The organism is Ruminococcus sp. AF17-12, assembly GCF_003479245.1.
GTDB lineage: Bacteria > Bacillota > Clostridia > Lachnospirales > Lachnospiraceae > Blautia_A > Blautia_A fusiformis.
The window spans coordinates 145,483-158,343 of the sequence record NZ_QUGY01000008.1; the positions used below are offsets into that span (position 1 = coordinate 145,483).

13 protein-coding genes are annotated in these 12,861 nt (G+C 48.0%); 1 reads left to right on the forward strand and 12 read right to left on the reverse strand.

What is annotated here, in order from left to right:
* Positions 1 to 25: 25 nt before the first annotated feature.
* The 9 genes from DWW77_RS10610 to DWW77_RS10650 form a co-directional block, all read right to left on the reverse strand.
* The gene (locus DWW77_RS10610; RefSeq protein ID WP_227574372.1) at positions 26 to 817 is read right to left on the reverse strand and encodes a transcriptional regulator; all 792 of its coding nucleotides are present in this window, start codon (positions 815 to 817) and stop codon (positions 26 to 28) included.
* A 177-nt stretch (positions 818 to 994) separates the two neighbouring features.
* Complete coding sequence (locus DWW77_RS10615; RefSeq protein WP_255610832.1) at positions 995 to 2,686, reverse strand: recombinase family protein; 1,692 nt, start codon at positions 2,684 to 2,686, stop codon at positions 995 to 997.
* A 38-nt stretch (positions 2,687 to 2,724) separates the two neighbouring features.
* Positions 2,725 to 2,910 carry a hypothetical protein gene (locus tag DWW77_RS10620; protein WP_004849804.1) on the reverse strand — a complete coding sequence of 62 codons (186 nt, stop codon included), beginning with the start codon at positions 2,908 to 2,910 and terminating at the stop codon, positions 2,725 to 2,727.
* A 270-nt stretch (positions 2,911 to 3,180) separates the two neighbouring features.
* Positions 3,181 to 4,521 (reverse strand): virulence-associated E family protein, encoded by a 1,341-nt coding sequence (locus DWW77_RS10625; RefSeq protein WP_009321442.1) that lies wholly within the window; start codon positions 4,519 to 4,521, stop codon positions 3,181 to 3,183.
* Positions 4,406 to 5,146, reverse strand: coding sequence for a CHC2 zinc finger domain-containing protein (locus tag DWW77_RS10630; protein WP_024730557.1), 741 nt, complete (start codon positions 5,144 to 5,146; stop codon positions 4,406 to 4,408). Before DWW77_RS10630 ends, DWW77_RS10625 begins: the two co-directional genes overlap by 116 nt.
* A 47-nt stretch (positions 5,147 to 5,193) precedes the next feature.
* A complete protein-coding gene (gene mobQ / locus DWW77_RS10635) occupies positions 5,194 to 6,666 on the reverse strand; it encodes a MobQ family relaxase (RefSeq protein WP_077727571.1) in 1,473 nt (490 codons plus the stop codon).
* A gap of 2 nt (positions 6,667 to 6,668) precedes the next feature.
* Positions 6,669 to 6,986: a DUF3847 domain-containing protein gene (locus DWW77_RS10640; RefSeq protein WP_118608673.1), complete on the reverse strand. Its 318-nt coding sequence runs from the start codon at positions 6,984 to 6,986 to the stop codon at positions 6,669 to 6,671.
* A 286-nt stretch (positions 6,987 to 7,272) separates the two neighbouring features.
* The gene (locus DWW77_RS10645) at positions 7,273 to 7,476 is read right to left on the reverse strand and encodes a hypothetical protein (RefSeq protein ID WP_004614949.1); all 204 of its coding nucleotides are present in this window, start codon (positions 7,474 to 7,476) and stop codon (positions 7,273 to 7,275) included.
* A 146-nt stretch (positions 7,477 to 7,622) separates the two neighbouring features.
* Complete coding sequence (locus DWW77_RS10650) at positions 7,623 to 7,847, reverse strand: helix-turn-helix domain-containing protein (RefSeq protein WP_008368839.1); 225 nt, start codon at positions 7,845 to 7,847, stop codon at positions 7,623 to 7,625.
* 302 nt (positions 7,848 to 8,149) lie between these two features.
* Here DWW77_RS10650 and DWW77_RS10655 point away from each other — a divergent pair, with 302 nt between their 5' ends.
* Entirely contained in the window at positions 8,150 to 9,190 is a 1,041-nt protein-coding gene (locus DWW77_RS10655; RefSeq protein WP_118608674.1) for a DUF6076 domain-containing protein, read from the forward strand.
* 225 nt (positions 9,191 to 9,415) lie between these two features.
* Here DWW77_RS10655 and DWW77_RS10660 read toward each other — a convergent pair whose 3' ends face one another.
* The 3 genes from DWW77_RS10660 to DWW77_RS18330 all read right to left on the reverse strand — a co-directional run.
* Positions 9,416 to 11,794 (reverse strand): ABC transporter permease, encoded by a 2,379-nt coding sequence (locus DWW77_RS10660; protein WP_118608675.1) that lies wholly within the window; start codon positions 11,792 to 11,794, stop codon positions 9,416 to 9,418.
* Positions 11,795 to 11,809: 15 nt separating this feature from the next.
* A complete protein-coding gene (locus DWW77_RS10665; protein WP_005927557.1) occupies positions 11,810 to 12,475 on the reverse strand; it encodes an ABC transporter ATP-binding protein in 666 nt (221 codons plus the stop codon).
* A gap of 221 nt (positions 12,476 to 12,696) precedes the next feature.
* A partial coding sequence (locus DWW77_RS18330) for a sensor histidine kinase (protein ID WP_147402916.1) occupies positions 12,697 to 12,861 on the reverse strand: 165 nt, incomplete at its 5' end.

A 12,861-nucleotide genomic window follows, 5' to 3' on the forward strand; every position in this document is an offset into this window, starting at 1 on the left:
TATTTTGCAATAAACATAAGCAGGATCAATACTTTGCTAATAATTTTTTCCAGGGTTTATAGCCTTTCATATAAGCAAAGTCTTCTTCATTTTGGAAGCCTGCAATCAGTTCTTTTTTCATTTCTTCAGCATATGGATTTTCTACATCTTGGAATTTTATATGTTTATATAATCTTGATTTCTGAAAATCACAGATTGTATCGACATTCTCCAGCAGTTGTTTTATTACCTTAAAAGTATCTTCTACATTTTGTTCTGCCACCACAACATTAAACATGGTTGCACATTCATTGTATTTTCCCATCTCAAAAATACCTGCTAATGCATACATTTTCTCGGCCAGGAATCTTGCGGATTTATGATCTTTATTGTCAAGAGCTTTTGTGATCATCATGCCAAAGGCAAGATTCAAAGTAGTATACTCTGAAAGAATTATATTTTCCAGTTTTTCATATGCTTCTTCTGTTTTTTCCTGTTCCATGTATAATTGCCCAAGTCTTAGTTTTTTCATGGGATCATAGTCGGAAAAATAGTTCAGATATTTTTCTGCCATTTCATAATTCCCTTTTCGCAAGTAGAATCCGAACAGAGAATCTGCCGCATGGTGCTGGATTTTTTCGTCCTTGTCATTTAGTGCCATTTCGTACCAGGAATTAATCTGTTCGTTGTACTTATCGGGATGCTCACACTGACCTATGATTCTTCGCGAGTCAAGCATCACCGCCACCTGCCAGATAAGCATGTTGCAGTTAGGGTAATCTTTTATGATATTTACTGCCCATTGATAGGTCTTTTCGTAACCTTCTGCTGAAAACATTTTGTCCATTTCCTGAATAAGTTCTGTAATTTCAACGTCTGTCAGATTTTCATGAAAAGACAACAGGGTATCAAGGGAAATATGTAGCAGTCTTGCAATTGGTGCTAACAGTTCAATATCTGGATTGGAGTTCCCCGTCTCCCTTAATTAAAGATATTGTTGGGTAAAAAAGAAAGGTCAGTCGATTTTGCCGATGAAGCGGTAGTAGATTTCTACTTCCTGCTCACGGCTTCCGTCCTCGCCCTTGACAGCTTCGTGGACGGTTATTTTTTCAATTAGAGTGTTCAGAAGTTCGGCGGTCAGCTCCACAGGGTTGACATACTGTTTCATCAGGGCAATCCACTTTTCAGCGTCCGCTGCGGTCTGTACGGCGGCTTCCATCGTTTCGTGAAGCTGCCTTATTTTTGTTTCAAGCTCCCTTTGCTCGTTCTGGTACTTCTCGGACAGCATATTGAAGTTATACTCGGTTATGCGTCCGGCAGACCAGTCCTCATACATTTTAGCAAACAGCCCGTCAACCTCGGCTTTACGCTTTTCCGCCTTTTTCAGCTCCGCAGCCTGCTTTTTCTTCGCAGAGTTTCTTTCCCTGTCGCTGGCATTGAGCAGGCGTTTCAGCAGATTGTCCTCGTCTTTCTGTGCCAGCATAGACCAGTATTGCAGTCTTGCAAGCACATAGGCATACAGTACATCATAGCGGATATAGTGCATGGAACACTGGCGTAATCCCTGCCCGTGCTTGCTGCAATGGTAGTACCCGTATGGGTTCTTATTCTGCTTGTTTTCCCCATAGGCTAAAGACCATCCGCAGTCTGCACATTTTATCAATCCTGCGAAAATCTGTGTCGTACCGTTTCTGCGTTTCCTGCGTCTGCTTGCAATCAGCTCCTGAACTTTTTGGAACACTTCTTCAGAAATGATGGCTTCGTGGGTATTTTCCACACGATACCATTCTTCCTGCGGCTTCCGCACCTTTTTCTTGTTCTTGAATGAAATGTTGCTCTGCTTGTTGTGAATGCTGTGACCGATGTAGGTTTCCTCTTTCAAAATGCTCTTGACCTGTGCTATCGTCCACGCATAGGCTTTTTCTGCGGGCGCACCGGCGTAGATATTGGCGAAAGTCCCGTATCTTTCATAGTTCAGCCAGCCGGGGGTAGGTACTTTTTCCTCCACCAGAATCCGTGTAATGCTGGCGGCTCCACGCCCGTGTACAGCAAGGTCAAAAATCTTCTCTACAATCCAGCGTGTTTCCGGGTCGATCAGAAGATGACCTTTTTTGTCCGGGTCTTTTACATAGCCCAGCGGTGCATAGGCTCCATAGTGTGCGCCATTGGCAAATCTTGTGTGCATGGCAGCCTTGACCTTTTTGCTGGTCTGTCGGGCGTGCATTTCATTCAGGATGTTTAAGAACGGTGCAAGCTCGCTTTCTCCGTTGATGGTGTCCACATTGTCATTGATGGCAATGTAGCGTACTCCCTTGCTGGGGAAATAGATTTCCGTGTACTGACCGGTCAGGATATAGTTTCTTCCCAGACGGGATAAGTCCTTTGTGACAACGCAGTTGATTTTCCCGTCTTCGATGTCATCAATCATCCTTTGGAAACTTGGACGCTCGAAATTTGTCCCACTCCATCCGTCGTCAATGTACTCGTCTACAACGGTCAGCCCATGCTCTGCGGCATACTGTCTAAGCATCATGCGCTGGGTCTGGATACTGCCGCTTTCCCCCTGTAATTCATCGTCACGGCTCAATCTCAAATATAGTGCAGTGTTATAAATCGTTGTATTGTATGGTTGTTTCACGGTTAAAAATCCTCCTTCTAAAAGAAACAACCCACGCTTATACAATACTCGCTGGTACAAGTATATCATAAGCGTGGGCTGATTGACAGTCGTTATTCCGTATTTTTTCAGGAAGCGGCGGCAGCGTGCTGGATCACATCTTCCAGCAGGCTGTCAAGCGGCTTCCCATCCTGTGCGAAATGCTCCGATACCTTGATACGGACTTTCCCCATGACAAAATACTGGGTGCCGTCTTTTTCGGTAAGCAGGGTGCCGCTGTTTTTGTTATTGCTCTCGTTTTTGCTTTTTGCCATAGGCAGTTACCTCCATAAATGAAATATGCCCGACAAGGGAATGTCAGACAGGTGTACAGCCGCAGACTGTCTCCGTGTCAACCAAACCGTGTCAACCGGCAGAAAAGACTTTGAAAACAATCCATAGGCGCTCTATTATTACTTTTTACTTTTTCTTTGATTTCTTGGTTGACATGGTTGACAAAGGAGAGAAATGCCCCAAATATCAGGCTTTTCCCCGTCAACCGGCTGTCAACCAAAGCGTCAACCAAACTGTCAACCGGTGGCTTTTCAGAATGGAAGTTCCATTTGCCGGGCTTCTTCTTCCGTGATTTCCTGAAAACCGTCCCCCTCCGGCGGAGCTTGGTTGACACGCTCCCAGCCTTTTTGAGAACCGTATTTCTTATACCGCTTCGGGCTTTTGTAGGCTACCCAGCCCTGTATGATGCCGCCCGCAATGCCGGTATTCATAATCTCGCAGATTGCCCGTGTCTCCCAGTCTGCCGGGGAATTTAAGTTCCCCAGCGCTTCCTCATAAAGCTGCTTGGAACATACCCTGTCGCCGGTGTAGTCCTCCAAATAGGCGTAGATCATGCCGGCCTGTGTGTCTTCCTGCATAAAGTCCTGCTGGTGGGCGTTCAGGTATCGGTTCATTTCCATGCTGAATGACAGCTTATACTTCCCACTGCGATAAACCGTCATGGCTTCCGCCCACATCTGTTCGATATACGCCCTCGCCGCCGCTTCATCGTCCAGTATGTGAACCTCCGCCCGTTCCGGGTACACCGTCACGGGGAGAAAGCGCCGGTTGCCGGTGCGGTCACGGGGCAAAAAGTCCTGCCGGTTGGTCGTCCCTCCAAATACACATTGCCGCAGCCGGTCTGCCGGATGTGTCTCATACGGCACTTTGTAGGTTTCTTTCTGGCGGCTTAAGAATGACTTGATTTCCTCAATACTCTTGGCGTTGGCTGTGGCAATCATCTCCGACATCTCGATAATCCAATGCCCTTGCAGCTTGCGGTACACATTTTCATCGTCCAGCTTTTTCAAATCGTCTGAAAACCATTCGTCCCTGCCTGCCAGCAGCCGGAAAAAGGTAGATTTCCCGGCTCCCTGACCACCAACCAGACAGAGCATGACCTCAAACTTGCTCCCCGGTCTGAATACCCGCCGGATGGCTCCCATCAGGAACAGTTTCAAGGCTTCATAGGTGTATTCGTCCGTATCGGCTCCCAGAAAGTGATGCAGGGCGTAACGGATGCGCTCTGTGCCGTCCCATTGCAGGCTGTTCAGGTAATCCCTGACTGGATGGTAGCGGTTTTCATTGGCAACAATCTTGATGGCGCTCTGCACCTTTTTCTCGCTGGTAAGCCCGTAATTTTCTTCCAGATACAAAAGCAGGTAGTTCATGTCCATGTCGGTCAGCGTGGTACTGGTGCGCTCCCAGCCCAGCGGCTTCACAATGTCAATCTGCTCCGTCAAAAGGTTCAGGCGCAGCGCCCCACGAAACAGCGGGTCACGCTGGAACACCGTCAGGCAGTTTCGGATGCTGTTCTTCACGCCGCCTTTCTGCGTCCCCTCTAATGTCTCCCGGATTTCTGCTGGTGTCTGCGCCGGTTCCATTGTGTCCATCGTCTTTTTGACCGCTTCCTGCGTTTCCAGCGGCAATCTCTGAAATTCGCTGTTCAAGCCGCAGCACCTCCTTTCCCTGTGCGGCGATCAACGCCGCTTTTTCTTCTATTTCTCCGTATAACAAAATATCCAAAAGGTATTCTGTGTAGCTTATCCTCTGCAACGCTTCCACAAAAAGAGGATGCCAGATGGCATCCTGCGGCTGTGGGGCGTATGCTGTTTTCCAATGCTCCAACAGGCGCAGATAATCGCATAGCACCCGGAAACAATACCGTTCCGTTTCCTGAAATCTCTGCTCCGCTGATTTTTGTCGGGGCTGTGACCTGTTGTGACGCTTCCTATCTGGCGGCGCATTGCCGGATTTCTCATAGGAAACGCCGAAGTCCTCCGCAAGCCTGACCGCAGCTTCCCGTTTCCCCAATCCATGCAGCAAAGCGGAAAAGTCGATCACATCCCCGGAAGCCCCGCAGCCGAAGCAGTAAAAGCGGCTGTCCACTTTCATGCTGGGCGTGCGGTCATTGTGGAATGGACAGCAGACCATGCCGTTTCTCCCCACCCGGATTCCATAGAATGAAGCAGCCTGCCGGGTGGTAACAGACTGTTTCACCGCTTCAAATACATTCAAATGCTCCCTCCATAAAAATGCCGGCAGCGGTAAAGCTGCCGATTATATCATAATTCCATCTCGTGTTTCTTTCTCTGTACTTCCTGTGGCTGCTCCCTCCGGCGCAGTGCGGTATCTACGGCGTTCTGCACCTGCCGCAGCCGTATGACTTCCTCCCGGAGCGGCTTGTGCTGCGGAGACAGTTCGGCATACTCTGTTTTTAACTGTGCGTATTCCTGTTTCCATGCTTTCAGGGCAATGGGTTTTCCGTCCAGTTTTTCTTTCAGAATACGGCGGGCGGCATAAAACAGCCGTAACTCCGCATCGTGGGATGTTTCAAATTTCTCCCTCTGTTTCTTAAACTTGATATTGTTCAATTCCGTATGAATAGGTTTTAGCCGCTGGTAATTCTCGCCCTCCCGTATCAATTCCTGCAATTCCTTTATCCGGGCAGATTTCTTTTTCATGGAGCCGCTTAATGCTTCAAATTCTTCACTGACAGAGGAAAGACGCTCCTGCAAATCCTCTAATGTGAGCAGCTTGTTTTCCGTCAGATAATTGACGGCTTCGGCAAACTGCTTTAAGTTTCCGGTTCTGGCTTTATTGCTCCATGCCCCTGCGTTGCGCTGGTTGTAATAAGCGATCAGCAGGTCGGCAAGGCTCGGTGTCTGGGGTTTGGAAAGTTCTTCTTTTACCTCTGCCATCCAGACAAACAGGGCTTTGATCTTCTTCCTCACATCCTGTATAAGCCGGTTGGTGGCTTTAATCCAGCGGTTCAGTTCCCCTTTCTCGGTGCGGATGCCCTTTGCTTCCATCTGCCGGACATTAGCTCCCTCGTGGACAGTAGGTATCAGGTCAAGCCCCTGCCGCACATAGGAACGGTGGTCGATACGCACATCCAGCCCTTTTTCCTCAAATTTTGTATTAACGGCAGCCGCCCACTGCTCCCGCCAGTGTTCCAGCGTTTCCGGCTCATGCCAGTCTGTTGTATGGACAGCGTTAAACATATAATCGCCGTTTTTATCCCGGATTCGGTTTCCATCTTCATCAAGAAGATATTCCCGCCGCTGTTTTTGTCCCCATGTGCCATCCGGGTTCAAAGGGCGCATGGTTGTCATCACATGGAAATGCGGGTTAGGGATGCCGCCGTCCTCTTTCTCCGGGTTGTGAAAAGCAAGATCGGCAATCATGCCTTTTGCCACAAACTGCTCCTGCACGAACTTCCTTGCCAGCTCCATGTTTTCTTCCAGCGTCAATTCATTCTGCATGGCAATATCAAAGGAATAGGCAAGCTGTGCTTTTGGATGTTTCTCGCAGCTCTCCACAGCATTCCAGAGGGTCGCCCGGTCAAGATATATTTCCGGCGCATGGGGCGGCAGCATGATTTCCGAAGCAATCACGCCGCCCTTTTTGGTGTAATCGCTGACTTCTCCATAGTAGCTGCTGTAAAGACGCTCCCCGGATCGGTAGGCTGCGCTTGCAATGGCGCTCTGACCGGCGCTACGCTTTATCTGTGCGATTGAAAAATGATAAAGTGCTATCCTTAGTCACCGCCTTTCTCCTGCCCGGAAATACGGGCGTGGTTCTCAGTGGCAGACCGGATGAAATGCTCCGCCTGCGGCAGATTCAAAATGTTTTCCATGAGGGAATAAAATTCCGCTTCGGATAGCTCCTTTGTCTGTGGCGCAATGCTCTCAACGGCTGCCCCACGGGTAATTAGCCGGTACGTCCTCTGTTTCCGGGAACCGCTTTCCAGATACGCCTGCCGGTTTTTCAAACGCTGCATTTTCCGTTTTTCCCGTTCCAGCAGGACAGTGGTTTTTTCATATTCCTGCTTCAACTGTTCCAAAGATTTTTCCATGTTCTCACATCCTTTGCTGATAAGATAAAGAAAGACCATCCGCAGACAGTCCGTGTGTCAGTGCTTCTATAAAACCCGATGAAAAGGGAAAACCGCAAAGCGGATTTCTCTTTGCGGCGGGTACACAGGGGATAGCCGCTTTAGCGGCGCAAGGGGGTGTAGCCACCTTGTCGGAGCAAAGCGAACGCAGACCTCGGATTGCTGATTTTATCAGCGGCAGAGGTAAGCTCCGCAGGACGCACGATACATGGTCTTTAGACTATGTATAGAAGTGCGCCCTTAGTTCCTAAGGGATTTTGCCGTTTCCGGCAGTTTTGTCCTTTTTCTTGGAACGCTTGGAAAGATACTTCGGGCAGTCAACCACAACCGCCCGGAAGCTCTGTTTACATTCGTGCTGGCATTTCCGGCACAGTTCGTTGTAAGTGATACGGCTGCGGTCATTTAAGAAGAAAGACCATTCCAGCCGCCGCTTGTTGCTCATTCTTGCCATAACCGGCTCCTTTCTCCATTTCTACCTGATGTACACAGATAGGCTGTTTTGGTGTAGCGTTTCGGTATCATTTTTAAGTTTTTTTCCCTCTGTATGCTCCTTTGGAAAGTGCGGCAGTATTGCAGTCAGGGAATGATACCTCACGCTTATTTGTCGCTTCTCGGTACGGTTTCGGAGCCTTTTGCCATCCATTCAAAGAAAGCAATTTTGCTGACCTTGATAAGCCTACCCCTGCGGAACGCCGGAAAGCCGGGTGTGTGTACTAGCTCATAGGCGCTCGCTCTTGAAATTCCCATAATCCGCTGAATGTCCGCTACATCCAGAACCAGCGGTAAATCCTCATAGCTGTTCAATCTCTTTTTATCGTTCATTCTGTTCCTCCCATAAATCAAATAGGTTAAAATGCTTCCTGTTGCCGTTCTCCCCAAAATCCGTTTTCCTGCCCCATTCCTGCGGTGTTTCCCTGCATTGGTGCGCCGAATGCGTCACTTCTCCTGCCGGTCATATCCCTTTTGGACGGTCATTCACTTGTCAAGGTACTGTGCGGTACGAAATTACCAACCGCAATCATCATAGCGTACTATCCTTGACAAAACAATGATTCTGCGATACCATGAGTGTAACGGATATAACTGAATTATATAATTACCATAAACAAAGGCAGGGGATAGGGATGGAGAATCAGTTTATACGGCATGAGCCATGTTTTGAGAGGATTTTGTTTGTCCTGACGCTGGACAGGAAGAAAATGAAAGAGCGGATTTTGATTGGGGAAGAACAGCAGATCCGCTTCCGTCTGAACGGGAGCCAAAACGCAGAGGTGCTTTGTGATATGACACGCCCACTGGGAACTTTTTTGATAAACTTTGAGCGTGACACGGACAGAGACTGGAACTTATACGGGCTTTCTCCGCTGCGGCAAGCTCTCCACTCCAACCGATGGAAACAGCCGGAGCTGGAGCAGGCGGCAAGCGAATTTCTTTGGGAGAAATATCTTAGCAACGACCCTCTGAAAATGTATGTGGCGTTCCGTATCTGGAACAGCTATCTGCTTGCCAGAGAACCCCGTGACCGTAACGCTGCCTGTGACCGCTTCATGGATAAAATGAGCAGACTGACCGGGGTATTCCAAAACGAAACCATGAGCTTTGACAGGGAGACAGGAAAACCGAAACAATTTCAAGCTGGCAGCCTTTATTTCAAAGGCGCACCGTCAGAAGATACCCGGCTTGACCTCTGGTTCCCGGACAACCGGCGCACAGAAGAATGTGTGTCTGCCTATGCGTCCCTCTACCCGTTGATTACCTATTATCTGAACAGGCTGAATGACTGGGGGCTTTGTTTCCGGCAGTGCAAGGTCTGCGGGAAATATTTTCTGGCAAAGAGCCAGCGATATGAGCTGTGCAGTGACAAATGCCGAAAAGCACAGGCGCTTCAAAACAAGCGGGAATTTGACGAGAGGGCAAGAGAAAATAACTATGACCTGCTTTATAAAAATGAATGCCAGAACTGGCGCAACAAAATAAACCGGGTAAAAAATACCGCAGGCTTTCCGGCTGACCGTCTGGAAAAAATACAGGCTGCCTTTGCTGACTTTAAGAAAGAAGCCTTACAGAGAAAAAAAGCTGTAAAAACAGGAACGGCCAGCCCGAAAGAATTTGCGGACTGGCTGTATCAGCAGAGTAATGTAATTGTTGAGCTGACCGAGATATGAAAAACTTTCTATCGTCAATTTCGCATTATTGCAATAACAGATTGCTTCTTCCATGAATGGTAATATTATCATCAAACTTTTGGAAGAACTATAAATGTCCGAGGTGCCTTTGATTTCGACAGAAAAACAGGCTGAATTGTTACAAAGCTCGGACATTTCAAAAATTTCTTTGAGAAATGGCGAAAAAGGCGGGGCAGCACACGCCGCCCCGCCGATCTCAAAAGGTTATTCCATTGCCCGCATTTGTTCAATCAGAGATTGTTTTTTCTGTCTGCGGATTGTCCAAACAGACAAGATCAGCTCCATTCCGAACAATACCAGAATGAACAGCGCCATTTCCAAAACCGGGAATTGATAAGGCACTACATTTCCGGCAAAAGCACCTACACTCATTTTTCTGCAAGCAAAGATGGAAGCCGGAAGCCCAACGATCAGCGTTGCCAATGTTGCAAAGAGCGCATAGCACAGCCCCTCACAGATGTTCATTTTACATAGCTGTTTTTGTGTTAGGCCGATAGAACGCAGAATACTGTTTTCCTGCTTTCGGGCTATCTGGTTAGAGAGTGTCGTATTGATAAGGTTGATAACGCCAAAGAGAAATACCAACCATGAAAGTATCTCCATACTGCCAAACGCAAAAGAATTTGTCATTTCTTCATATTCAATCACTGTATTGATTTCATCTAAGGCAATATTACTATGGCTGGCAACAATATTTTTCAATTCAGCTCCCACATAGTCCGTTTTTTTAGGGTCATTTACAATGCTCCATGAATAGTCAAAATAGGTGATTTCCGGGTGCAGTTCGTGGAACAACGCTTCTGGTGCAAAAAGAGTTGCCCCATCTAAGTGCATCCTGCCATGTCCTGAATATACCTTTGCAGGAGCGTATAACCCCGATATGGTAACAGAAATGGATGGCTGTTCTTCACCCAAAGAAATCTCAACCGTTGAACCAACACCCATATCCTCATTCTGCTTTAGCACATTATAGTCAATTACAATACTACGGGAATCTGTTGGCATGGTTCCCTCTGTCAGAGCCGCTTCAACTGCCGCATAATTCTGGTCGGTCAGCATATCGCACATACCACCAACTTGATGAATCTCTGTTTTATAAGTTGCATGGAGAGATTGCCTGCTTGGAATTATATCTGTAACGCCATCAATAGATAAGATTTCCTGCTTTAATTCCTCATTCAATGGATTTCCCGCTGCCATAACCTTTTCTTCTGTCATTTCAGAATCCAAATAAATTTTATAGTCGCCGTCTGGGAAAAACTGTCTTGCAAGCGCCTCTGGTGAGCGCAGCAAAACAATGGAGGATACCACAAGCAGGATAATTCCGCCCAAACTCAATGAGGCTACAATAGCAACGGTCTTTTTTCGGTCACGCCTAAAATTTGCAATTCCCATTGAAACAGGATTGAGCTTGATATTCTTTTTCCGGCTGCGGATGTCCTTTTGCGCCGGGGTAAAACGGACGGCTTCAATGGGGGAAATCCCTGCTGCAATTTTCACCGGCTTACGGATGGAAACAGATACCATGATCCAACTGCTTATAAGCGTTAAAATAACCGTTGCCACATAGGAAACAGCGTTAAAACCCTTGGAAAACAGGAGGGAACCGCCGCATACGCCCAGCACTGTGCCAATCAGAATCCCGATACTGCCGAGTTTGCGTCCCTCGTTCTTTACAATCCGCTTGATTTGCTTTGGTGTCGCACCAATCGTCCGAAGCTGCCCGTAGCTTTGGATTTTGTCATTGATGGAAATACGGAAAATACTTTGAATTACGATATAGCCGCCGATCAGAACAAGGGCAATCACGCCAGCCATCAGTGCAAAATCAAAGGATTTAGAAGCATAGGCAAAATACTTGCTGTTCATTTTGGGCATAGGAAGCTGATATTCCTCCGCAATCTCCCTGCAATAAGAGGTCATCAGTTCTTCGCCCAACTGGTCGCTGTTTTTGAAATGGACATAGGCGCGATAGCCAGTCGGGTCAAACCCTTTCCATTCTGTCAGGGCAGCGTTGGAAAGAATGATAGCGCAGGTATTCGCTTCTTTTTCATTTACGCTGTCCATAATGCCGGTAACGACATAATCACCATGAAAACTCTCGGTATCTAAGGTCACAGTGTCCCCGATCTTGGCATTGTTTCCATAGGTGGAAAGAAAGTATTCGCTTACAACAACTTCATTTGCTTTTTCAGGAACCCGGCCCTCTAACAACTCCATCTGCGCCTTGGCAATCTCCATCATTTGCGCGTCGCAATACACATAGGACGCATGATAGCCCTGTTCTGAAAGCTCATCACCCAGCATATAGTAGCCGCCTACGCGCTCAAACTCCGGCAGTCCTTTCAGGGTTTCAATGTCGTTTTCCTCTACGCCCAGCCAGACCGCCTCATAAGTATCGACAACCTGATTGCGCTGCATTTGTGTCAGGGAGGTAGACACAATTCCCGTAAAGCAGATCAGAAATGCCGCCAGCGCAACGGCAATCACCACCATCAGATTCCGGCGCTTCTCGCTTTGCAAACTTTTCTTTGCCAGCTTCTTTGTAATGGCGCTGGTATCATTTTCAAAAGGCCATACCATAAGTCCGCTACCTCCTTATTCCACAATCTTGCCGTCCTCAATGCGGACAATCCGATCTGCAAGGCGGGCAATATCGTTGTTGTGGGTAATCATCACAACAGTTTGCCGGAACTCCGCACTGGTGCGCTTGATAAGCCCCAGCACCTCGGCGCTGGTCTTGCTGTCAAGGTTGCCGGTCGGCTCGTCGGCCAGCACAATAGCCGGTTTGGTAATCAGGGCGCGGGCAATCGCCACACGCTGCTGCTGTCCGCCGGAAAGATTGTTCGGCATATTTTTCAGTTTATCTTCCAGCCCCAGCAGGTGAACGATTTCATCCAAAAACTTCTGATCCACCGTGTCCCCGTCCAGTTCCACCGGCAGGACGATGTTCTCATACACATTCAGGATAGGAACAAGGTTATAGTTCTGGAAGATAAAGCCGATGTTGCGGCGGCGGAAGATGGTAAGCTGTTCGTCGTTCATTTTCGACAGCTCTTTGTCCCGGACAATCACATTGCCGGAAGTAGGGGTGTCCAGCCCGCCCATCATGTGAAGCAGGGTGGACTTGCCGCTGCCGGAGGTTCCCACAACGGCCACAAATTCGCCGTCATTTACAGAGAAGTTCACGCCGTCAAGGGCGCGGGTGATATTCGGCTCTGTACCGTAATACTTTTTCAGGTCGATAGTCTGTAAAATTCTCATACTCAAAACTCCTTTCAAGGCTTTCTGCCTGTTGATAAGGCTATTGTAAAACCCAAATGTCCGCGAAATGTTACAGCGACCAAAAAATTTCATTGAAAATCGGGGGTGAAATGTTACAACGCTCGGACATTTCCGCCGAAAAACTGCCACTGGCAGCTTTATCGGCACACTGTTGCGAAAAGACTTACGGCGGGCAGCCGAGAATGACCGTCCGCCGCATTCTATTTTGTCGGCAGCATAATGGAAAATTCTGAACCCTTGCCCGGCTCCGAAACCACTTTGATATAGCCGCCTTGCCGCGTTACGATCTCGCGGGCCAGATACAGGCCAATGCCCACGCCCTGCTGTTCGTGTACTTCTTCCTCACGATAGAAGCGCCGGAAGAT